Consider the following 23580-nt stretch of genomic DNA (forward strand, 5'->3'; position numbering starts at 1 on the left):
CACCACTCTTTTTGTTTTATTAAAACGCTACATTACGCCTATTTTTTGAAAAAGGAGCAAGCATGCCAATCACCGTCAGTATTCCAACTATTTTAAGACCCTTAACGAATAACCAAAAGAGGGTTGAAACGCATGGCATCAATGTGCTGGATGCGATCAATCAGATGGAACAAGCATATCCTGGTATTAAAGAAAAATTGATCTCCAAGGAACAAGCTCACCGTTTTATCAATATATATATTAATGATAACGATATTCGCTTTCATGATGGCCTTTCAACAAGCCTTCAGGACGGTGATTTATTAACCATTTTACCTGCCGTTGCTGGAGGATAGCCCCGACTCAATCTTTTTTTATATATGAAAAATATGAATATCCATCAACCATTGGCTGGATGCACGATCACTGGTTCTCTGAGAAATTCCATTCCGGATTTCTCAGCAGTCGCCTCTTCACTACGCTACCAATCCAGGGCATTGGGTGCGATGATCCAGTCAACTGAAGATAACGATGATTCCGCTACTGCATCCTTGTCCTTTGAATTTAAAACGCCCCATACCAAACCCGTTATCTGCAAGATAACCAAATGGGATAAATCTGCCAAGCAGACGGCCGTGACTGAAAACATTATTCAGGCCGCTTGTGGATTGATGTCAGTACATGGACGCGTTAGCGGGAAACCTCAGTCGCTCGGATTAGATTATGTGTCGACTTTAACTGCAACGCTTGCTTTGCAAGGGGGTGCCGCGACCGCGTTAGGACAACTGCGAGGCCTTTCAGCAACCAGCAACCATGTTTCAATGGCCGCCGCCGCTCTATTAAGTATGGGGCAATATATCGCCGGCGCAACCGCAACAGAATCACCAGAAACTTTGTTTCCGGGCAGCATATCACATCCAGCCGCGCCGCCTTTTATTTCATCCGATGGCATTATTTTTGAACTCGAAACGTTAAATGTCGAACCCTGGCAACAGTTCTGGGCCCAGATTGGCATCCACCCAACGCTGGCCGGCAATGGGTGGACCGCTTTCCTGTTGCGTTATGCCAAAGCCATCGCGCCTATTCCCGATGCACTCATCAGTGCACTTTCAAAACATACTTTTCGTCAGATTTCAGAAATAGCCATCAATACAGGGATGTCCATTTGTTCCATACGCACTATTGATGAAAGAATCCTGGACAAACACTTCGCACAGGAATGGCGGCAAGGTCCCTGGGCATTTCAAGCTGGCCCTGGCCTTAGTAGTCCGGCTTTCCCCAAACAAGGCAGGCATACTCTGCCACTGAGCGGCCTTACCGTCATTGAGTCTTGTCGACGCATTCAAGGACCGCTAGCCGGACATTTACTTACATTTCTGGGTGCTAGGGTAATCAGGATAGAGCCGCCTGGCGGAGATCCTCTACGTGGAATGCCGCCCATGGCAGACGGCTGTTCTGCGCGCTTTGATGCACTCAATCAAGGCAAAATTATTCGAGAGATCGATATCAAATCTTCGGCGGGTAAAGCCGAGATAAAAAATATAGTTCGAACAGCAGATGTCTTCTTACATAATTGGGCACCCGGCAAAGCAGCCCAACTCGGTCTTGACTACAGCGATCTTACCGATTTGAATCCGGCCTTGGTCTACGGCTATGCTGCTGGCTGGTCAACCCATGAAAAAACGCCTGCCGCCCTGCATGCAACACCGGGGACAGATTTTATGGCGCAGGCTTATTCCGGAGTTGCAAAAAAAATTGCCCATTCATCTGGCACCAATGGCGGTTCGTTATTTACAGTACTGGATATATTAGGCGGCGTGGTCGCAGCACAAGGAATCACAATCGCATTACTCAGTCGCCACCTTAACAATATGGGTGTAAGGGTGACTTCATCACTCATGAGTAGTGCAACGTTATTATGTAACGATGATTTTCAGGACCCAAAACAATTACCTGATACACGTTCAAGCTCGAAGCCTGTCATTAATAACATTTATCCTACCCGGCACGGAAAAATTGCCATTGAGTGTCGTGATTATCCCACAACGACACGATTAATCCAGGCACTCGATATTGCAATCGATACTGAAGAAATTGATTTTCAACAATCCCTGACAAAATACCTTTTTTCTAAAACAGCGGATGAATGGGTCACAATCTTCGAACAAGCCGGCATACCCGCTGCTGTTGTCATTGAAGACCTGACAGAACTGCAAACCCAAGCTCGACTGAAATCACATTTCAATCCGGGTTCTTATACCCGGGTTAAATCTCCCTGGAGTTTTAAATGAATCATGCAGGCATTATCGATTTAGTCCCGCCTGAAATCCGAAATCAGTGGATTCAAAATGGCATCTATCCGAATAAATCTGTTTATACGCTATTCCACGAGCATGTGCAGAAAACACCGGACAAGCCAGCCGTGATCGCTCTGGATGAAACAATGACCTATGCGGATTTATTCGATAAAGTGCAGCGCCTGGCGGCCAGCTTCAGCGCATTAGGCGTTGTCCCAGGTGATGTGATTGCATATCAACTCCATAATAGCTGGAGGAGCTGTGCTATTGATCTTGCGACTGCTGCACTGGGCGCTATTGTGGCTCCTTTTCCGCCCGGACGTGGACGACTGGATATTCAATCCTTGCTAAGAAAATGTGACGCGCGTGTCATCATTGTGGAACAGGAATCGATGGGCATTGATCAGTGCGAGCTCATCGAATCCATAAGGCCCACTCTGCTGTCACTTCGTATATTGATTGTGAACGGGACAGCACGAGATAACTGGCACACACTGGATAATTTATCCCAAGCCCGGCCAATTGAACCTGGCCAGTTAATGACAATTTGTCCCAACGCACCCGTTCGTTTCCTCATTTCGTCGGGAACAGAATCTGATCCAAAATGGGTTGCCTATTCTCACAATGCACTGATAGGTGGACGAGGACGTTTTCTACAACACATACATCCAGATGGCCACACCTTTAAAGGACTTTATCTGATGCCACTTGGCACAGCCTTTGGTTCAACGGCAACATTCGGTGTTTTATCCTGGCTGGGTGGATCAGTTCTCATTTTACGACAATTCGATGTTACAGCAGCCATTCAGGCTATTAACGAACACCAACCGAATTATATTTTTGGTGTCCCTACCATGTTCCAGCGCATTGCCGCTGACCCGGCTTTATCGCAGATTGACACCAGCAGTCTGATCGCAATCATCAACGGAGGAGCCAAAATTGATGTCGCGTCCATACAACGATGCACCCACGCATTTCGCTGCGGTTTTATCAGCTTATACGGTTCCGCAGACGGTGTGAATTGCCATACTTCACTCGATGACAGTCCAGAGACCATTTTACATACAGCCGGACGGCCTAACCCGGATATTTGCAGCATTAAAATTGTTGATGACCGAAAGCAGGAAATAACACCGGGTCAAATCGGTGAAATCGCCGCAAGAGGTCCCATGAGTCCTATGCAATATGTTAATGCACCCGATCTGGACGAACTGTACCGGGATCAGAATGGCTGGGTCTACACTGGAGATCTGGGATACATCGATAATGATGGCTATCTAATACTAACCGGGCGCAAGAAAGAAATCATTATTCGCGGTGGTGTCAACATTAGCCCCGCACAAATAGAAAGTATTGCAGTCTCGCATCCGGCTGTCGTCAGCGCCGCCTGCATACCGATTGCCGACCCCGATCTAGGGCATCGGATTTGTCTGTGTCTGGTTCTACGGGAGGGTGTTGAACATCCATCATTATCTCAAATGACCCGCTACTTGCATGAACAAGGCTTGGAAATCAACAAACTGCCCGAATATCTACGCCATTTCCGGCAATTACCACTGAGTCCAGCAGGAAAAATAGACAAAAAAAAGCTCGCAGCCGAATTAGCCATTCCCATGCACATTAGTAATTAATCCGAGACCCAGCTTTTCCTTATGTTAACAATCAATAGAAGATCAACACACACCATTCTGGCCCAATCGCTTGCAAACGAGGTTAGAAGATTTGTTGATGAGCTGATTATCCCAAACGAGCCACAATTAGCGTGTAAGGAGAATCAATCAGCCCAATTACAATCCGAACTGGCTGAAAAGGCACGCTCGGCAGGACTATGGGGCTTATTTTACCCTGCCTCTTATGGTGGAAAAATAACCGCTCTGGAGGATTATCTATTAGTTGCTGAGCAAGAGGCGCGCACCGAATTTTCATCAGATATCTTCGGCAGTCATTCAGCGCTGGATGCACATATGCTGCTTAAATTTGGTAATCATGAGATTCGCAAGCAATTTCTAGAGCCCATGATTTCCGGAAAAACCATTCCCAGCTATGGCATGACCGAACCGGAACACAGTGGCTCAATTCCTGATTTAATCACCACCTCAGCTCATTTATCCAATGGGAACTGGCATATCAACGGAAGAAAATGGTTCGTCTCGAATGCACACAAAGCAACCTTTATTACTGTTTTAGCCCGCACTGGGGAAAAAGATGCTCTCCTCAGCAGCGCACTCTCAATGATCATTGTTCCAGCCAATACGACAGGGCTCAAAGTGGAGCGACCTATCCCGATCGCAGGCAGCTCTCTTGATCAGAGTGAAATTTCATTCAATGCCGTGCAAGTACCTGAACATTACCTGTTAGGCGGCTGTGGGAAAGGTCTCGAGTTAATGAATCAACGGCTCGGAATCGGTCGATTATTGCGCGCCATGAGCTGGGTGGGATTAGCCCAAAGATGTCTGGATTTAATGGGTGCACGCATTAATTCAGCACATGGAAGATCAGCACGATTGCCTGAAAAGCAACTGGTACGCCAGCACATTGGCAATACCTATCAAGCAATCGCAAGCGCGCGCGCACTCATCCGTATTGCTGCACGCGGCGTCGATACCCAGTGTTCTAGCCATATTGAAATCAATACTGCCAAGATGGCGGCATCTCGGGCTTTATGTATCGCCTCTGACTCAGCCATACAACTTTATGGTGCCGAAGGCATCAGTGATCTCACTCCCCTTTCCGGTATCAGTAAAATTGCGCGAGCATCACGCATCCTCGACGGCACGGAAGATTCATTGATCAGTTCGATAGGTCGCCAATTGATCCATTTTTATCAACAAAAAAGCACCTACTCCTTTGATTAATCAAATTCTTATCCATTCGGCTTTATGCGTGTGTTTTATTTCTATCCATTACAGTCCATACGACGATTTCTTATCAATCGGGTGTCTTAATTATGTCGACATTAACTAGTCCCGCTTACCATACGGCTATGGTTAACAATCTGCTCCGAATTGTTCTGGTATTTGCAATGACCTTACCCATGCTGATTTTATATGCAACCAGCACACTTGGACCCGTTCTTAGTCTGGATTTAAAATTTGATATTACATGGTTGGGTTATCTCATCATGAGTGCTTTCGGTCTGGCCGCCATTTTGTCGCTGTGGGCCGGTGCTATCGTGAACACCATTGGAACACGATACGCACTGCTCATCATTTTCTTTGCTATCACCCTTGCTTTTACACTCATTGCAAATACTCAGGATTTTTATGGTTTGATGATTGCTGCTGCCATTTGCGGCATTGCACAAGCCCTTGCAAATCCGGTTACAAACTTATTAATCACACAGCAAATTCCAGCAGAAAAAAGAGCCTTTATGGTGGGGCTCAAACAATCCGGCGTTCAGCTGGCAGCACTTTTCGCAGGTCTAGTGCTCCCCGGTATCGCCTTTCAATATGGCTGGCGCGTGGCATTCGGCGTAATTGTTCCTGTCGCCCTGTTATTTTGCATCGCAACCCTTTATGTTACGCCGAAACAACCAACCAAAAGCAGCCAGGCACCCACCCGGTCTTTTCCTAATTCACTGACACAGTGGCTGATGAGTATTCAATTTTGTGTGGGCCTATCACTTTCTGCATTTGTCACTTTTCTACCCACTTTTGCAATGCAGCAAGGCATGTCACTCTCTCTGGCCGACAGCTTAATTGGCATCTTTGGCATCACGGGCATGCTCTCCAGAATCGTATTAACCCCACTGGGATCAAAACTTGCAGATGAATCCCGGCTTTTATTTATTCTTTCGGCTATTGCCGCTGGCGCAATCGCCTTCACAATGTTTGCAGATCCAGAGCATCATTGGTGTCTATGGGTCGGTGCCATCGGTGTTGGACTGAGCGCAGTGGGCACCAATGCAATCGCAATGAGCATGCTCATACGTGATTCAGCTTTCGGTCCTGTAACCACCACATCCGGCTTTGTTTCAGTCTCTTTTTTTGCCGGTTTCGCGTTAGGTCCGCCGCTCTATGCTTCCCTTGCTAATTATTCTGGCAGTTTTCTACTCGGCTGGAGCACCTTAATAGGCATATTGATGACCGCCTGTATCTTGACATGGGCTTTGGCATCAGCGCGCCGCCAACAAGAGACGGCGCAATTATCAGCAAGAATAAGCCACTCTAGTTAACCTATCACGATGCTGACTATCGAAAAAATTCGATCACTTCATGAGCGAACAAATCAGGTGCTGTCCTCATCGCACCATGTTGTTGTCCTGGGAGAATTTTGATTTGGCTACCACAAAGACTCCGACACAATACTTCAGCAGCCTGATAGCGACGCGCGGGACTATCCTCTCCCAACAGGAGCATGATCGGAATTCGAAGGGAATCAAATCGATGTGGATTAAAATCATATTTATCAACGGATTGCAATTCTCTCAAAATAGTATGCGCAGTTGCAACACGCCCTGGCCAGTTCGATCCGGCTTGCATGGCCGCAATCTCATGAGGCGCTGCTTTGAGAATGTCACGAAAGAAAAGAAGCACTGCTTCTTCCCAATTTCCAGAGATCAGCAGGTTCTGCAAGGTCGCTTCACGCATTTCCGACCAACCGCTGCCGGCCAGAGAAATAGGAGCCTCATAAAGCATGAGTTTGCCGATGTTTGAAGTTAGCAATATTGCCTCCAGGGCACAGAGCCCTCCAAAGGAATGTCCCAGAAGATGTACGCGACCGCCAATCACATCAATGATAGTCGCGATATCTTCACACTCACGCTCAAACGCATAGCTGCCGGAATCACCGCTATAGCCCCGTCCCCTGCGATCCAGGGTCCATACACTAAAATGGTGTTCCAGCGCAGCCAGCACCGATGTCCAGACAAGATGATCACTGGTCGTACCGTGCACAAGTAATAAGGGATCTCCCGCCCCACGCTGCCAGCTGGCAATCGGCGTGCCATCCCTTGATGTTATCAACTCCATGATTCTATGTATTTCAGTTTACTGAGTTAAAAACAAAATCATACGAATAAAAAAACTCAAGTACAACCCTGTGAACAATCAGGTTACCTGTCAGGCATCACTGAACGACTATTTATATGAAGTAAAGGCATGAAATTGCAATGACTTTTTTAACCATACCCATCCCCAGAGGCATCCTTTTATTTGTAATCCGAAACCTGAAATGCTTAATCATTTTGAGTGTTATAAGTACTCTCCTACTCATCAGTGGCGCGCTCAGCGCAAAGGAAGCCAAAGATGTGGGTCAGATTAATCAATATCTGCGAATTAACGGCGAATTAATGGGTAGTTACGAGCGATGGCATTTTTTCCGGCCTGAACCTGCCATCAATAATAACCATACCTATGATTTATCAGTATTACGTGCCAGGCTCGGTGCACAGCTGACAACTCCCTATGTCGATGGTTACATACAGGGACAATATATCGGCCTCTTTGGACTCCCGGATAATTCGGTTGCTGTTCCCGGCGGACCTTTGGGTTTGGGAGGCGGTTATTTTCTGGCTAATCAGTCTACTAATTCCGCCAACATTTTTCTAAAACAAGGCTATCTTGATTTCAAATTCAACTCATTAGGTATACCCGGGCTGTCTTTAAAAGCAGGCCGTTTCGAATTCATGGATGGAATGGAATATCGTACCGGCATTACCAAACTCGACACATTAAAGAAAAGACGCATTTCACAACGCCTCATCGGCGGATTTAATGTCATTTATATCGGGCGAAGTTTTGATGGTTTTTCCGCTGTCTACGACCGACCAGAGCTTAATTTGACTATCAGTGGCATGCGCCCAACACAAGGAGGTTTTACAGTTCAGGGGCAAAAACAAATCAGCGATATCAATCTACTTTATACCGCGCTCACCAGTAAGCAGAATACCTGGCTACCTGGAACAGAGAGCCGTCTTTTCTATATACATTACAATGACAAACGCGATACACAGATTATCGATAACCGCCCACCGGATGCAAGACCACGGCTAAACAACCAGAATCTGGCTATTCATACACTGGGCGCCCATTTCTTATCCTTGCACCCATTGAAATCAGGCAGTATCGATAGTTTATTGTGGGGAGCCTATCAGTTCGGTGATTGGACTGATCAGAAGCACCAGGCCTGGGCGATCTCAGCTGAATTAGGTTATCAATGGACTCAGATACGTTTCAAACCATGGTTACGCGCTATTTATTATCAAAGTTCAGGCGACAACAACGCCCAGGACAATAAACATCAAACCTTTCTCACACTGCTTCCGAGCGGACGGCTCTATTCCAAATTTCCATTTTACAATCAAATGAATATTCGGGATTCTTTCATAGAAATGATTGTATCGCCTACCCCAAAGACTCAGATAAACATAAATTTTCATCACCTGTCGCTCACTAACTCAAATGACCTTGCTTACCGAGGCCTGGGCGCAACCACAAACTCAGGCGCATTTGGCTATTCAGGCAAATCTTCTGGTGGGAGTAAAAATGTGGGTCAGTTAATTGATATCAGTTTCACGCATGCTGTCAGCAAACATTTCTCATGGCGACTTTACTATGGTCATGCTTTCGCTGGCAGTGTGATTAAAAATAATTTCCAGGGGAATAAGCACGCGCATTCATTCTGGGCAGATTTTAATCTGGTTTTCTGAAAAGGATATTTCTTATGCATACGATTCATAAAACTAATCAGCAGCAATCAAGCCATGCAGAAATAGAATCAGCGATTGAAGTCATGATTTGCCATATGATACATATTGACAGCCTCTGTACCGATGGTTTTCCACTTTACTCACCGAGCACAAGTAATCAGTGGACCATTTCACCCGGTGGTTCCTGGGTTGGCGGATTCTGGAGTGCATGGTGGTGGCTGCGGGCACACATCACAAAGTCAGTATCTGACCAGTGTAAGGCATCGGAACTCTGTCAACGCTTATTACCCAAAATAGATACGGATTCTGTTAATCGTAGCCTTGTTTTCTGGTATGGCGCTTCGCTTGGAAATATCTGGTTTCAGGATGTACCTGCACGCAGGCTTGCACAGCAATCGATGATCGCACTCGCAGCTGCCTATGACCCGAAAACGCATTGCATCCCTCTCGGTATAGATATGGGAGGTGGAGAAAAAGGAAAGCAACTGATCTCGATAGACAGCCTTGCCGCGTTAATACAACTTTTCAGGCAAGACAAATCCAGGGAATATGAAGATATCCTGCGATCTCACACCGATACCTTAATAGCGGCCTGCTGCGATACCCAGGGTGCATTCCACGCAACCGCTCATTTTAACCACGGAAGCTTTCAACCGATTGGTCAAGCGGGTGCATGGTCTCGCGGTCAAGCCTGGGGCATGTTGGGACTGAGTCGAGCAGCCATACAATGGGGAGAACCTTACCTTACATATGCTCAGTCTGCTTGTGAATACTGGAAAAATTCACGCTCCGAACTCCTGCCACTGAACAGACTGGATAATCCCAATGGACTCTACGATCCCTCCGCCTCTGTCATTGCGTCTCTTGCCATGCTTTCCCTGGCCAATCTCGTACCGAATGGCCAGCAATGGCATAGATACGCGCATCAACAGATTACCGCGATCATACGTAGTCAATACTTTACGGGTATCCGATCCAGCAATCATTCAAAAAAACATAAAGCTAACATGGATTCCGGAATATTCTGGGGAAGCTGCTACAAAACTCATCCAGATAAGGAAGCATTGGTTGAAACAACTTGGGGTAGCTTTCTTCTGATGGCAGCACTTTGCATTTTGGTTCATCGCATTGAACCTGATCAGATATAACGGGAAATAAGCCCGGGCATACTTGGGCTTACGCCCGCTCTAAAAATCATCGGCCAGATTTAAAAACAGGCAAACCATTACTTAAGATTCCAGGCCAATTCGAATCAATCCCTGTGACGCTTTTATTAACCTATGGAGAATTAAATGATCAAACATATTTTTATAAAAATTTTAATACTGCTCAAACAAATTAGATCTGGTTGGATACTGATTTTGCTCGTCTTTTTTCCCATCTTTGCCGTGGCGCAGGACATAAAATCCATACCCATTCTGCTGCATGCTGCCCGTATTTTTGATGGAGAGCAAATCAAAACGAACACCTCAGTACTGATAGAAAATGGACAGATTTCACGCATAGGCACACGCGAGTCATTTAAAACCACGGCTGCCGTAAAAATTATCGATCTGGGTGAAGCAACCATACTGCCCGGCTTGATCGAACTACATGCACACCTTTCATTTCAAAATGTGCCAGCAGACACTGTTTTAAAACACGGCATCACAACCATTCGAGATTTAGGTGGTCCCGTACATCAGCCATATGGCGGTAATGGTAGCCTGCGCGTTCTCACCTCCGGACCGATTATCACGGCAGCCCATGGCTACCCCATTCCCATCCTTGGTGCTAGCGATATTGCCATCGCTGTTTCAACTGAAGAAGAAGCGCGACGTACTGTTCGCAACCTCATTAATCAGGGTGCCGTCATCATCAAAATCGCCTTGGAACCCGGGGGCGAGATTGGTGCACCCTGGTCTGCTCATCATGATCATCCACATCATGGGCATCAACATCCTGCGCACTCGGATAAGAAACAAATTCATTCACATCAAGCACTCACTGATCATCCTGCTTCCAACGTCAAGCAGGAATGGCCGCTATTATCAGAAGAAATAGTCAGAGCGATTGTGAGTGAAGCGCATCAGCATAACCGGAAAGTAACCGCACATATTGCAGAAGTCAGGGGCGCACAGATTGCAATTAACGCAGGGGTTGATGAGTGGGCACACATGCCTTGTAACCAGATCCCCAGGCAATTATTAGAAAAAGCCGTATCACAGCATGTAAAAATCGTTACTACACTGGATACGTTATCCAAATGCACGGGTATCGAACATAATACCCGCACCTGGTCAGCTTTGGGTGGGGAATTGCTATACGGTGCTGAAATTGCACATCCTGACATCCCGCGAGGAATCGACGCTCAGGAACTGATCTATATGATGAAAATGGCAGGAATGGAGCTGGCAGCAGTTTTGCGTGCGGCCACATCTAAAGCCGGTCAACAACTGGATATTCCGTTACTGGGCACCTTACAACCCGGCGCACCGGCCGATATCATTGCCGTGCAGGGCGACCTTCACCACCAATTAAAAAACCTGGAGTATCCCGACCTGGTTATTTCGGGCGGTAAAATCATTGTCAATAATTTCGAAACAGCCCAAAAAGAGATGATTCAGTAAACAGAAGCATTACATCCCCGTTTTCCATTAGGATAGCTAAAAGACTGCCGTATTCAAAGGCTGTTCTAATGGTTCTTAACTGCGCGATAGAGCGCCATTGTGCCCAAAATTGTATTAAAAGATCGTGACGTTTCAACCTGGCTGAAGCTCGCTTGTTCCAATAAGTCCACCAGCTTTCCGGTAACATTGTCTTGTGTATTTTTGAAGCCATCGAATAACTGTACAGCAAGAAACACACTCCGCATTAACCCATTATCAGCGCGCCCCCAATCCGCAATATGAAATTCGCCACCGGGTTTCAACACTCGATAAACCTCGCTCACGGCACGTCTTTTATCTTCCCACGTTAAATGGTGAAAAAATAAACTGGATACAACCCGATCATAGTACGCATCAATATAGGGTAAATGATCCGAAAACGCACAATCAAACTGGATCTCAACCCCGGCTCGGTTGGCCTTATGCTCAGCAAGCGATAAAACAGTTCGATCACAATCAACCGCAGTTACACTGATATCGGATACATCACGCTTGATAAGAATAGCCAGTGTACCCGTCCCGCATGCGAGATCCAAAACGTTCTGTCCTGCTTCGAAACGGGCTTGCTGAATCAATGCTTGCTTAATAACGCTATCACGGGTAGTTAAGTTAACTACGCGATCATAATAGGGTGTTAGCCAATGATATCCCAATGCGGGCACATAGCTTCTCTCTCGCAGTGGTTCCGTCATAAAGCTTTACCTCCACACAAGTGCTCATCTAAAACAAAAAAACCCCATTGCAGTGTATTCACATCCCGTCAAAATATTTTTTGATTGCTTATAATAAATTCACTCCGGATTTATCAAATCACACCCAATGTACCGGATACATCCTGATTGCACGGACACGTCCATCCATCCAGACACATCCATGAAGTTAAGCAGATGAATAGCTGCAGTCTGTTTTCCTTACCTTCTCCAAACAAACAGTTTAATCATTGAATGCAGAACAAACCCGGCCATCTGCCGATGTTCTCTTCAAAGCATCAATCTTATTGTAATGTACCGCGATGTATTTATTCCTTGAATATAGTCTTTAATTGTTATAGAGTCTTCCGATTTTTTTATCGAGATGAATGTGTGTGTTTTCTCACAGAAAACCATCATTCACATCATTTACTATAAAACAACAGCTTGATCGTTGCGTTGTAATTCAGGATTGAGCATAAAGCAATACAAGTTCAATCAGACATTCCAATCCAACTATCGATCAAAACTAAAGTAATCGGTATTTTTAACCGAGGTTCTTACAAGCTGAGAAAATCAATTTTTTCAGCGCATTAGTATCAACAACCCAAATAGGAGATCTTTTTTTCAATGAATAAACGCGTCCATATTTATCTATTAACCTTAATATGCCTGTTCATATTGCCGCTAAGCTCGGTAAATGCAAATACTTATAATCAATACCTGCAGCCTCTAGCAACGGCCATTGATTATCACACTCGCATGATTTATCTCTTCAACCACGAAGAAGACAAGGTAATTACTATTGATCCTTTTAATATCAGCGGCTGGCCCGGCGACGTTCCATTGCAGCATACTCTGACTCTACCGGAGGGCAACCGGCTTTATATAACGACAGACAATACAGCTGATCATCCTGCTTATGTGATTGCCTTGAGTGTCAACAATATTAATTGGGATACAGGCGCAGCAGAACTCGTTCTGGATAATGTATTAGCTGTAGATGTTCCAGGTACACCGGCCGAACTGCCTTTTGTAGAATCAATTAATGGCAAGCAGGCTGTACCAAATTGGATCCTGGCAGGCGCAACCCAGATTCACGGCCCCACGATACTGCCTTATTCTGATTTTATTTATTTCACCGAATGGACCAACGACAGAGTTCGGGTGATCAATACCAAAACAAATCAGTTTGCTTCGGTTGATCCAATCAGCATACCCGGTTATACAGAGCAAACACACGGTATCATGTTCAACAAATCGGGAACGCTTGGACTGGGAACCGGCTATTTCTTTGATAACAGTATCATCGATCTATATAAAGTAGATAGAGTCACCGGTCAATTGGAAACACTGAGTCAAATCATGCTCGGTAACGAGAAGAAACATGCCGCATTTTCTCATTTCATATCCTGGCTGGATGAACGCTATGCGCTCACCGCGACAATGCAATTTGATAAAACCTCCTTAACGCCACCTACGACACATAAAATCATTCCACCGAGCGTTTGGCTCATTGATGCCTGGGAAGGAACAGCTACGCAGATTATCAAAGATACCAAAAAGGTTAATGGTAAAGGTATCTTTCGTTCCGCATCCGATCTGGCTGTTATCGGAGATAAACTCTATATTGCAGAAGAGGATACGATTGATCATACCTTTGCGGATGACGGGTATATTTCCATTTTCGATATCAGCGATCGTTATAAACCACGCTTCATAAAAAGACTCAAACCGGGTGTCGAACTGCCTCAAGGCTTTGCTGTTGCACATACCCTCAGCCCCACCCCTGACAACCGGTATCTGATGCTGGCTAGCTGGGCTTCAGGATACGTGATTAAAATCGATACCTTAACCGACACCGTTGTGAAGGTATTCGGACCCAACGAAGGTCTCGTCAAGCCACATGGCATCCATGCAGCAGGTGGCCTGCGGTAATTTTTAATTATCATCGTATTTTTGCTATATAACCGGCCGGGTAGCTTTCTGTGCATCACAATTCATACCCGCAAATGGGTAATCTGGCCGGTTGCCTGAAACCAGGTAACACAACGACATACATTGAAAAGAAAGGAATATATAAAAATGAAGCGCAGTCTGTTGCGTAATCGTCACATCCTGACTGTAATCATGATTCTTCTTCTATTTACCCAAACACATGCCTCTGCCCTGACTCTGGTACTGACACAACCGGTCATTCTAGAAAAAGAATCACTGGGATACTTAAGACAGGCTCATGCGAACGATAGTGAATCATGGCAGCTAATTGTCTTTGGGTTCACCCATTGCAAGGATGTTTGCCCTCTGTCACTGGCTAATTTTTCCCTTCTCATGGCAGCAGGCGCCGCGAAACAAATTAAGCTTAAAGGTATTTTTGTTACCGTCGACCCCGATAGAGACAGCGATGCCGCCTTAACCAGTTATACGGAAAATTTTGGCACAGATATCGCCCATCTGCGTCTGGAAGACGAAACACTGGAACGCTTTAAGTCCGCATTTGGCGTAGAAGCCAACTTCTATACTAAAAATACAGGCAATATGAAAAACTACCAGGTTGATCACAGCAGCACCGCCTTCTTAGTTGATCCTGAAGGAAAAATCAGAATATTGTTCGACGCATTGGAAGATGCCGATGATATCGCAAAAATGTTACATGAAAATCCGGCATTCTTTAGGTCATGAATAGAATTACGTGCCTCATATTTTTCTTGCTGACAGGCAACCTGTCGCCTGTCCTTGCCATGAATATTTATCATGATCCACGTATGCTGCCGTCTTACATGGATAAGTTTCTCACGCCTGAATATGATATCTTACGCATCACGGCAAATGCCTCACCGAATAATAACCTGGTGTTTGAAGTTAAAACCAGAGGTGAGATCCGCTCAGACAACACCAATGATTACCTGCTCTTGCATATTCTCCATGAGAAATCTTATATTCTCCTGGTTCCTATGAATAAGACAAACGAAGATCAGCTGCTGATTTATACCCGCGATCTGCAATCTGCACACGATCTGCTCATCGCTTCACCTCAAATATTTAGACCATTAGATCAGCAGGCAGGTTTTAGTGCCAGGCGTGTACATCACGGAATCGAGTTCTCAATACCGCTCAATTGGATCAATTTCAATCATAACTTCGGTTACGATGCCTACACTGTGCAGGCAAACATACGGACAGATAGATTACAGATCAATGAGATTTATGATCAAGCAGGAAAAGGACGTAAAGAAGCACCACAATTTTCTGCTATAACACTACTCAACAGGCTCTGTGCAACACGAAGAAAATGATTATATTCAGCTGGCCTTGCTACACCATAAAATAGCGTATTAAAACAGCATCATGCAGGCTTGATGACACCATCTTCTAATGCCACGATTCGGTCAGCAATATCCAGAATACGATAGTCATGCGTCACCAGAAGTATCGTCACTCCGGATTCTTTAGCTAATTGTTTAAGAATATTGACCGCCTCTTGTCCACTTTGTTTGTCTAGCGAAGCAGTTGGCTCATCAGCTAAAATAATCTTCGGTTGCCCTACTAAAGCGCGGGCAATCGAGACACGCTGACGCTGCCCGCCTGAAAGTTGTTCCGGTTTATAGTGTAATCTGTCACCAAGCTTCACATCCTGCAGCATCTTCGCTGCACGGTTCAGTCTTTCCCGCTCAGACAGTCCCTGATGCATTTCCAGGGTCATGCTGACATTCTGTAAGGCGGTCAGTGATCTAATCAGGTTATGTTGCTGGAAAATATAACCAATCTGCTTACGCACTTTAACTTTAACTTGTTCGCTGCTATTGATCAATTGTTCGTCAAGCACTTTAACACTACCTGTAGAGGCCTGACGCAAACCACCAATAATGGTTAGAAAGGTAGTTTTACCCGAACCGGAAGGTCCCGTCATCAAGACGATTTCACCTTTATAGATGGAGATCGTAATATTCTTCAGAACAGACTGGGTCAGTTCTCCCTTGCCAAAGCTAAAGCTTAGATTAGACACATCAATTAATATCGACATCAAAACATATCTGCCGGGTTGGCCGATTTTAATTTATGTATAGCCAAAAACCCTGCCATAGCGCACATGAACAGAATAAAAAAGAAAACAGTGACGGCCTTACTAAGCGACATGGGCATCGGCATAAATATCTGGGATTCTGCTAAATGATATAAACCAATTGAAAGTATATAGCCGGGAATAAAACCCAGAAGTGCTAGAAAAAAAGCCGATGCAAATACCACGCGAATAAAGTAGTCATGCTGATAGCCCATGGCTTTCAGTGTCGCAAATTCATAACGATGATTCGCAATATCCGTAAAAAGGATCTGATATACAATAACCAATCCAACCACTAATCCCATTACTGTACCAAAGCCAAAGATAAAACCGATTGGTGCCGTATTTTCCCAATAGCGCTTCTCATATTGAAGCAGCTCTTCATAAGTAAAAATATTGACAAATTCATTTAACTGACTGGCTAGATCAGCTTGTACCTGCTCAATGGCTGCGCCGGGATACAGTCTAATCACACCTAAATCAATCCCATTCCGATTTCTATCTGGGAATATCCGCATAAAATTTAAATCACTTGTCACCACATTGCCATCAGCTGCAAATGAGACGCCCAGTCGAAAAAGATCCAGAATTGTCACCGTATAATCATTAATCTCAGTGGTATTGCGACCTGTTGCTAGCAACTGAGGCATCTGTCCAAATTCTGGACGGGAAGCTTCATCGAACAAAACCGTATCTTTTTGTCGCAGCTCACGCCGTTTGTTTTTAACAGCCGTGATATCGAATAATTGAACATCCGGATCAAAGCCATAAACCATTAATGTTCTTTTGACTTTGGTTTTTATGTTTTTAAAGGAAGCCAGGGCCAAATAAAGCGGTGCAACTTCAGCAACAGCCGGGTGCCCTAATGCGCGCATCAGTTCATTGCGTTCAAAGTGAGTCGAACGCCACATCGCTTCACTTTGTTTATGCATCAGGAATAGATCACCATCCAGTTTTAAAGGCGCAGAAGCAGCACTGGCATAAAGTGAATCTTTAAACCCTAACTGCATGAATACCAGTACACAAGCAAATAAAACACCACAAATAGCCGCAATCAATTTGGCCCGATCATCAATCAGTTGTCGCCAGGCAAGCCGTGCTGGAAAATAGAACCAAGTAATTATATTCATGGCTCAATTCGTACCTGGACCTGCCGAAAAATCTGGTGTCGCAGATCAACAACTGCTTTAGGTTCTAGAGTCAGGCGGACTTCTATGATGCGATTATCCCTATCTGCCAACGGATCGGTATCATTTAAATCATTCTTCCTGACCTGAAACCCTAATTCTCTGACTCGAGCATGATAAGGGTGTCTGAAACCCGGAGCAGTGATGTAGGCTTTCTGTCCTACCTTGACTCGTGGCAAATCAGATTCATAGATCTCTGCGACGACATCAAGTTGCGTTAGGTCAGCCATTTCTAAAAGACCACTATCTCGGATCCGCTCTCCTGGCCAGGCTAATATTTTCAGAATGGTGCCTGTAATCGGTGCATAAATGAACGTATTCTCCAATTCCGCTTCTGATATTCGCAGTTCCAATTCAGCGCTGGCTATTTCGGCAGATAAGCGTTTCAAATTTGCCTCAGATTGCTCAAACGCTAAACGTTTCGTATCGGCCAATGAAATACTGGCGACAGAATTCTGTTTTAAGGATTCAAAACGGAGATGTTCTTTCTTATTAAAAGCCAGAGTCACCTGTTCCACGACCCGCTGTGCTTTCAACACATTAACACGTGCCTTAGCAGCTTCAACCTCTGCCTTTCTCTTAACATAGTCCGAAAGGACGGCTAATTTTCCACCTGATTTCACCAGATCTGCTTCCCGAAAAAATAACTGAGCCACTCTAGCGCCTTCCGGACCGGCGTTATGGGAAACCTTAATAACTCGAGAGCGCGGCTCAATACGCCCTAAAGAACCAATTCCCCGGTCTGTATTAAGCGGATAAGTTATTTCGGCATACGCACTGAAATTAATCAAAACAAAACTTATTATGATAAAAAGGTAATGCAGCATCTTACGATACATGAATAATGGCTCATTTTAGATCAACAATAAGAGATTATTCGCTAATCTACGATCAATCAACAGTTCCAATCCAAAGACTACTGCACAACTCCCCCGTCAGCGCAATAACCGACTAAAATAGTGACAAGCAGAAGACATTTGGAGCAAGAGATGCAGATGAGTTTTGGAACACTGGAATTGGCACAGCGATTGAGACGAGACAGTGTGCTAATGAAGATTGATGTCCTGATTGACTGGGAGGAGTTACGTTCGAAGCTTACAGGCTTATACAAGCGCGAGTTATCACATGGTGGAGGACAGGAACCATTTGATAGGTTGATGATGTTCAAGGCGATCCTGCTGGGACAGTGGCATAGTTTGTCGGATGCTGCGTTGGAGCAAGCACTGTATGTTCGGATTGATTTTCTACAATTTTGTGGTTTGTCCTTGTCGGATGCGATACCGGACGAAACCACTCTGTGTCGGTTTCGCAATCGATTGGTGTCCGGCAATCGGTTAGACGATCTGCTAGCTTCGATCAATGAACAGCTTCAATCACACGGATTGATGATCAAGGGCGCAACGGGAGCGGTAATTGATGCCACGCTGATTGAGTCAGCGGCACGCCCTAAAAAGGCTATCCTGCTTGAGGTGGATACCGAAGGTAAGGCTGTTCAATTTGAGGATGGCAGCCAACCAGGAATCACCTGTATTGAAGAACAAAGCGCGGATCTAGATGCGACCTGGCTAAAAAAAGGCAAGAAGTCGCAATTTGGCTACCGCAGTTACCTGGTAGTAGACGCGCAAAACGGCTATGTGCGCGGGGTTCACACGGCCCCTGCCAACCAGAGCGAAATGATACATTTCGAAGCAGCTATCAAGGGTGCGCACATCGAGGCGAATCGGGTATATGCCGACAAAGGATCAGCCAGCAACGCCAATCGGCAGTTTCTAAGAAATCACAAAATCAAGAGCGCAATCATGCATCGCGCGTACAAGAACAAACCGCTCTCGGCACGCCAGAAGCTGGCGAATAAATTGATCAGCAAAAAACGCTATATTGTTGAACAGTGTTTCGGCACGGCCAAACGCCTATTCGGAATGGGCCGCGCCAGTTACTTCGGCACGGCGAAAGTCAACGCCCAAGTTATGCTGAAAAGCATCTGCATGAATCTAAAAAAAGCTGCCAACAAAATTTTCGTGGACAAGCCACCAAGGGGAGTAGTCCGTCCAAATGCTACATAAAGGGGAAAACTCCCTTTAAAAAGAGGAAAAACCTCATTTTTTTCCAAGATAGCACGCATAAAAAATGTCATTTGGGCATTTTTTCCATTGTCACAGTAAATTTACGCAGTTGTGCAAAGGTCTTATCCACATTTGCCGAGAGAAAATTAGCGAATTCAATTGACTGCTCCCCTCCGCAAACGAAGGGGATTCCCAATTCAACGAATCCAATCCGGACGCACCTAGATGTAAACAGGACTTACAGATTCTCCAAGGGCTGGCACCGCCAGTCCAGCGGACAAAACATTACGCGCTGCGTTGATGCCTCGATCATGGATTAATCCGCATTCCAGACAAGTCCATTCGCGCACATTCAAAGGCATCTTGTTTACGGTATGCCCACATCCTAAACAGCATTTGCCGCTTGGATACCATCGCTCAATACCCCCACAAGCTCTCACCCGTAGAAAGAACGGTGAAATGCGTCAATCCTAAGTCAATGCCGACTTTACCGCTAACCTTTGACTTTAACGCAATAGAGTCGTCGCAAAGCATGGAAATGTGGTATCGATCCGCTGAGTCTTTAGAGACCGTCGCAGTGGTTAGTTTTGTTGCCTTAGGAAGGGTGCGTAACTATCTGATATTCAGCGGATCTTTCATCTTTGCCAGCTTCAGAGACTTGCCGCCCCACTTGAAGGCGCTGGATGTGTATTCAGCCGATTGCCTGTCATGCTTCTTACGCTTGAATGACGGATATTGGATTCGTTTGGCAAAGAAATTGTCGAATGTCGTTTGCAGGTGGCGGAGAGATTGCAGCACAGAAACACTGGAAACTTTGTTCAGCCATTCAAATTCGGGCTCTTTTTTTAACGCAATCAACAAATAGGAGCTAGCATGATACCCGATTCCTTTTTTCTCGCTATACCCAGCATCAGAGCGAACGCGCAACCTGCGATTATAGACAGATCTAGTGCACCCGAATGTTTGAGCCAGAATAGTTTCTTGCCCAAAAGTTGGGTAAAACCTGAATTTGTATGCGCGCTTAATTTATATTCACACGCTTTAACAGAAACAGGTGAAAACACAGGCTTTAGTATCAGCGAAGCTGACTCCCTATCCATCTCCGGCCTAAAGGCCGAAATTTGCCGGGAGTTGAGATGATAAAAGTCATGCTCATATAGCTCAGTACTGTTCAGTCTCTGAGACTAGTGGCAAATAAGCGGGATTTCGCTTATCTGCCACTAGTCAATATCAAATGCTAATGTAATGTAGCGGCAGTCTCCTGCTCACAAATAAGATTCTGACAATATTTATTGTGAATGCCATCCAGGAAACCCCAAAGTGCATCACATGCCTTTTGGGTAGCAGCCAGCACTTCTTCTTGCTTTTCTGGTGTATCAGCAAAGCGTTCTATGAGCGCCCATTCTGTTTGAGAATGATACACATCCGCCTTCTGGTGAACCGTAAAGAATTCATAATCATTTGGATTATGCATACCATAGAATTTCGCCAAGCCATCAATTTTAACTGCTGCAATCTCAGGAACTTGAGACTCAAAAGCATGCAATGCCGCCAGACCCGCATAAAATGGCTGATTCAGGCAAATATCCCGGAATGTTTCAACCAAATTCTGGGTATCTGGCAATGCAGTCGCATTAGCCAGACTCTTATCATTTGAACCTAAAGCAAAAGCAAAGGCTTTCCATAAGGCAGGGTGATTCTTTTCACCATGTTCTTCGTCAATCAGATTCTGCAGTACTTCTTGTCGTACACTGATATTACCGCTATCAGTTTCAGAGTGCATGTGGGGTGTATTGAAATGTACCGCACTCAAGTAAGTTGGCTCAGCCAATACATTATGAAAATATTGTTCTGCATAATACCGTAATTGTTCTTTGGACAGCTTGCCTTCCGTCCACGCAACATAAAAAGGGTGCTTGAGTAAACTTCTGGCACCAATAATGGCGTTAATTTTTTGTTTAAGTGTTATGTTCATTGTCATCATTCTTTCCTCTTAAGCAGAGATGGATAAAAAGCTCGGCTATCATCGCTAAATAACGTTCCCAAGTCAAATTTCAACGCATGAAATCCATTCATATACCCATCTAAATACCAAACTAATTAATTACTTAAAAATATTTTCGGACACGATCGGTATTGATAGAACTGCTCACATCCAACCCTAAAAAAACAATTTATCTCAATATTTCAAAAAATTACTCGCAAGCATGCACAAAATCATAAAACATCCGGGTTAAACTAGCGCACTTTAGATTCTAAGCAACTTCGTTATATGGATGAACAATCAAGCCTGTTGGCATTATTTATCAGTAGTTTTTTGGCCGCAACCTTATTACCTGGCGGTTCTGAGGCAGTCTTGATAGCCGTTTTAATAGCCTATCCTGAACTTCAATGGTCTGCACTTGTGCTGGCCACAGTGGGAAACACGCTAGGTGGCATGAGCTCTTACCTTATTGGTCGATTTCTACCTAATGAGCGAGCACTTCTCAAAATATCGGGTAATCGTATACGCGAACTGGAATGGGTTAGCCGTCATGGTGCCCCGATATTATTATTATCGTGGACACCGCTAATCGGCGATGCGCTGTGCGTTGCAGCAGGGTGGCTCCGGATTAATTGGTTCTGGACCATGTTATTCATGGCTGCCGGAAAACTTGCACGTTACTGGGTTGTCGCCATCGTAATTAATTAAATCAATCACTTAGACTCAGAAATTATCCGCAGGTAATAACTAATATACCTTGTTATTCCTTTATTAATTTCTGTAGTTCACCGCTCTCATACATTTCTGTGACAATATCAGAACCACCAACAAATTCACCATTAACATAGAGCTGCGGAATTGTTGGCCAGTTTGAATAATCCTTAATACCTTGCCGAATCTCTGGATCAACCAGCACATCCACAGAAAAAATATTCTCTATACCACACGCATTAAGAATATTTACGGTATTAGCAGAGAAACCACATTGTGGCTGCTGTAATGTCCCTTTCATATAAAGCACTACCGGATGGGTGGTAATCTGTTGCTCGATTGTATCTTCTACACTCATATCTAAACCCCCTTAAAATAAAAATAACCCCAAAATCTTTTTGTTGTATGGAAATTATTCATTCTTAGTCGTTGTATCCCAACAACCTTCCTATGGAGAACAATTATATTGTCCGCCACTAACCCGTATTATGCCTGCCAAATCTGGTTGGGAAAATATATTACTAAAACTCTCATCGATTAACAATTGCCTGCATGCCGCCGCTTGATTGTATCCATGTTCTAATAACAACCAGGCATCCGGGTGCAGATGGATCGGCGCAGCTCTAATAATATCGCGAATACAGGCCAAGCCATCATCATCCGATGTCAGCGCTATCCGCGGTTCAAAACGCAAATCGCCCTGTTCAAGATGAGGATCATGTACTGCAATATAAGGTGGATTAGAAACAACCAGATCAAACTTTTCACCAATAAGGCCATTAAACCAATCCCCCTGAATAATACTAATATTATTTATATCCAGCTTATTAGCATTTATTCTGGCTATAGAAACCGCATCAACTGATAAATCAATCGCAACCACATTCGCGCACGGACGATGTTTAGCAATGGTAACTGCGATTATACCGCTACCCGTTCCAAGATCCAGGACCCTACAGGTCTCATTGATAGGAATTCTCGCTAATGCTAAATCAACCAATAACTCGGTCTCCGGGCGAGGAATTAAAACAGCGGTTGTTACATTAAAGACTAGATCATAAAACGCACGCTCATTAGTCAGATAAGCAACAGGCATGCCCTCAATACGTTGTATCACCAACTGGTAGAAACACTCTGATTCCGTCGACGAGAGCACTTGATCAGGATGTGTCAATAAAAAAGCATGGTTCACCTGCAACACATACTCTAGCAGTATACGGGCATCTATTCTATCGATATTCTGATATGCCCATCGCAGTATCTGCGCGATCGTAACGAGCTGCAATTTATCATTACCAAACAATGTATCT

The 23580-nt window shown here is 44.8% G+C and carries 23 protein-coding genes; 13 read left to right on the forward strand and 10 right to left on the reverse strand.

Going from position 1 to position 23580, the window contains the following annotated elements; all coding sequences use genetic code 11:
• The first annotated feature begins 62 nt into the window (after positions 1-62).
• The 5 genes from BUQ89_RS10095 (at position 63) to BUQ89_RS10115 (ending at position 6450) form a co-directional block, all read left to right on the forward strand.
• Entirely contained in the window at positions 63-335 is a 273-nt protein-coding gene (locus tag BUQ89_RS10095) for a MoaD/ThiS family protein (protein ID WP_028461844.1), read from the forward strand.
• 33 nt (positions 336-368) lie between these two features.
• Positions 369-2270, forward strand: coding sequence for a CoA transferase (locus BUQ89_RS10100; protein WP_036573326.1), 1902 nt, complete (start codon positions 369-371; stop codon positions 2268-2270).
• The gene (locus tag BUQ89_RS10105; protein WP_028461842.1) at positions 2267-3907 is read left to right on the forward strand and encodes a class I adenylate-forming enzyme family protein; all 1641 of its coding nucleotides are present in this window, start codon (positions 2267-2269) and stop codon (positions 3905-3907) included. The genes BUQ89_RS10100 and BUQ89_RS10105 overlap by 4 nt, the downstream gene beginning before the upstream one ends.
• A gap of 21 nt (positions 3908-3928) precedes the next feature.
• Positions 3929-5131 (forward strand): acyl-CoA dehydrogenase family protein, encoded by a 1203-nt coding sequence (locus BUQ89_RS10110; protein ID WP_028461841.1) that lies wholly within the window; start codon positions 3929-3931, stop codon positions 5129-5131.
• 92 nt (positions 5132-5223) lie between these two features.
• Positions 5224-6450 (forward strand): MFS transporter, encoded by a 1227-nt coding sequence (locus BUQ89_RS10115; protein ID WP_051537624.1) that lies wholly within the window; start codon positions 5224-5226, stop codon positions 6448-6450.
• Between the two features lie 16 nt (positions 6451-6466).
• On the opposite strand, the gene BUQ89_RS10120 is transcribed toward BUQ89_RS10115, so the two are convergent.
• The gene (locus BUQ89_RS10120) at positions 6467-7246 is read right to left on the reverse strand and encodes an alpha/beta fold hydrolase (RefSeq protein WP_036573318.1); all 780 of its coding nucleotides are present in this window, start codon (positions 7244-7246) and stop codon (positions 6467-6469) included.
• A gap of 215 nt (positions 7247-7461) precedes the next feature.
• Here BUQ89_RS10120 and BUQ89_RS10125 point away from each other — a divergent pair, with 215 nt between their 5' ends.
• From BUQ89_RS10125 to BUQ89_RS10135, 3 genes are all read left to right on the forward strand, one after another.
• Positions 7462-8925, forward strand: a complete 1464-nt coding sequence (locus BUQ89_RS10125) for an alginate export family protein (RefSeq protein WP_245812984.1) — start codon at positions 7462-7464, stop codon at positions 8923-8925.
• A gap of 14 nt (positions 8926-8939) precedes the next feature.
• A complete protein-coding gene (locus BUQ89_RS10130) occupies positions 8940-10073 on the forward strand; it encodes a hypothetical protein (protein ID WP_028461837.1) in 1134 nt (377 codons plus the stop codon).
• Between the two features lie 144 nt (positions 10074-10217).
• Complete coding sequence (locus BUQ89_RS10135; protein WP_036573316.1) at positions 10218-11534, forward strand: amidohydrolase family protein; 1317 nt, start codon at positions 10218-10220, stop codon at positions 11532-11534.
• A gap of 65 nt (positions 11535-11599) precedes the next feature.
• Here the strand turns inward: BUQ89_RS10135 and BUQ89_RS10140 are convergent, their stop codons facing one another.
• A complete protein-coding gene (locus BUQ89_RS10140) occupies positions 11600-12265 on the reverse strand; it encodes a class I SAM-dependent methyltransferase (protein WP_028461835.1) in 666 nt (221 codons plus the stop codon).
• Positions 12266-12892: 627 nt separating this feature from the next.
• Here BUQ89_RS10140 and BUQ89_RS10145 point away from each other — a divergent pair.
• The 3 genes from BUQ89_RS10145 to BUQ89_RS10155 all read left to right on the forward strand — a co-directional run bounded on the left by BUQ89_RS10145 (position 12893) and on the right by BUQ89_RS10155 (position 15558).
• A complete protein-coding gene (locus tag BUQ89_RS10145; RefSeq protein WP_028461834.1) occupies positions 12893-14200 on the forward strand; it encodes a hypothetical protein in 1308 nt (435 codons plus the stop codon).
• 147 nt (positions 14201-14347) lie between these two features.
• The gene (locus BUQ89_RS10150) at positions 14348-14944 is read left to right on the forward strand and encodes an SCO family protein (RefSeq protein WP_218146749.1); all 597 of its coding nucleotides are present in this window, start codon (positions 14348-14350) and stop codon (positions 14942-14944) included.
• Positions 14941-15558: a hypothetical protein gene (locus tag BUQ89_RS10155; RefSeq protein ID WP_028461832.1), complete on the forward strand. Its 618-nt coding sequence runs from the start codon at positions 14941-14943 to the stop codon at positions 15556-15558. Before BUQ89_RS10150 ends, BUQ89_RS10155 begins: the two co-directional genes overlap by 4 nt.
• Positions 15559-15608: 50 nt before the next feature.
• Here BUQ89_RS10155 and BUQ89_RS10160 read toward each other — a convergent pair whose 3' ends face one another.
• The 3 genes from BUQ89_RS10160 to BUQ89_RS10170 are packed head-to-tail and all read right to left on the reverse strand — an operon-like array spanning position 15609 to position 18351.
• Entirely contained in the window at positions 15609-16286 is a 678-nt protein-coding gene (locus BUQ89_RS10160; RefSeq protein WP_028461831.1) for an ATP-binding cassette domain-containing protein, read from the reverse strand.
• Positions 16286-17455 carry an ABC transporter permease DevC gene (gene devC / locus BUQ89_RS10165; protein WP_051537623.1) on the reverse strand — a complete coding sequence of 390 codons (1170 nt, stop codon included), beginning with the start codon at positions 17453-17455 and terminating at the stop codon, positions 16286-16288. The genes BUQ89_RS10160 and devC overlap by 1 nt, the downstream gene beginning before the upstream one ends.
• Positions 17452-18351, reverse strand: a complete 900-nt coding sequence (locus tag BUQ89_RS10170) for an efflux RND transporter periplasmic adaptor subunit (RefSeq protein WP_051537622.1) — start codon at positions 18349-18351, stop codon at positions 17452-17454. Before BUQ89_RS10170 ends, devC begins: the two co-directional genes overlap by 4 nt.
• 150 nt (positions 18352-18501) lie before the next feature.
• Between BUQ89_RS10170 and BUQ89_RS10175 the strand changes: the two genes are divergently transcribed.
• On the forward strand, positions 18502-19575 hold the full coding sequence (locus tag BUQ89_RS10175) for an IS5 family transposase (RefSeq protein WP_083605154.1): 1074 nt from the start codon (positions 18502-18504) through the stop codon (positions 19573-19575).
• 221 nt (positions 19576-19796) lie between these two features.
• Here BUQ89_RS10175 and BUQ89_RS13950 read toward each other — a convergent pair whose 3' ends face one another.
• The 3 genes from BUQ89_RS13950 to BUQ89_RS10185 all read right to left on the reverse strand — a co-directional run bounded on the left by BUQ89_RS13950 (position 19797) and on the right by BUQ89_RS10185 (position 21550).
• Entirely contained in the window at positions 19797-20015 is a 219-nt protein-coding gene (locus BUQ89_RS13950; RefSeq protein WP_218146773.1) for a zinc ribbon domain-containing protein, read from the reverse strand.
• A gap of 172 nt (positions 20016-20187) precedes the next feature.
• Positions 20188-20601, reverse strand: coding sequence for a helix-turn-helix domain-containing protein (locus tag BUQ89_RS13955; protein WP_218146774.1), 414 nt, complete (start codon positions 20599-20601; stop codon positions 20188-20190).
• Between the two features lie 211 nt (positions 20602-20812).
• Positions 20813-21550 (reverse strand): 4-aminobenzoate synthase, encoded by a 738-nt coding sequence (locus tag BUQ89_RS10185; RefSeq protein ID WP_245812988.1) that lies wholly within the window; start codon positions 21548-21550, stop codon positions 20813-20815.
• Positions 21551-21847: 297 nt separating this feature from the next.
• Here BUQ89_RS10185 and BUQ89_RS10190 point away from each other — a divergent pair, with 297 nt between their 5' ends.
• The gene (locus BUQ89_RS10190) at positions 21848-22267 is read left to right on the forward strand and encodes a YqaA family protein (RefSeq protein ID WP_028462285.1); all 420 of its coding nucleotides are present in this window, start codon (positions 21848-21850) and stop codon (positions 22265-22267) included.
• A gap of 52 nt (positions 22268-22319) precedes the next feature.
• On the opposite strand, the gene grxD is transcribed toward BUQ89_RS10190, so the two are convergent.
• Both grxD and prmC read right to left on the reverse strand, forming a co-directional pair.
• Positions 22320-22628 (reverse strand): Grx4 family monothiol glutaredoxin, encoded by a 309-nt coding sequence (gene grxD, locus BUQ89_RS10195; RefSeq protein ID WP_028462284.1) that lies wholly within the window; start codon positions 22626-22628, stop codon positions 22320-22322.
• A 90-nt stretch (positions 22629-22718) separates the two neighbouring features.
• Positions 22719-23573, reverse strand: coding sequence for a peptide chain release factor N(5)-glutamine methyltransferase (gene prmC, locus BUQ89_RS10200; protein WP_245812990.1), 855 nt, complete (start codon positions 23571-23573; stop codon positions 22719-22721).
• Between the last annotated feature and the right edge of the window lie 7 nt (positions 23574-23580).

The organism is Nitrosomonas cryotolerans ATCC 49181, from assembly GCF_900143275.1.
GTDB classification, from domain to species: domain Bacteria; phylum Pseudomonadota; class Gammaproteobacteria; order Burkholderiales; family Nitrosomonadaceae; genus Nitrosomonas; species Nitrosomonas cryotolerans.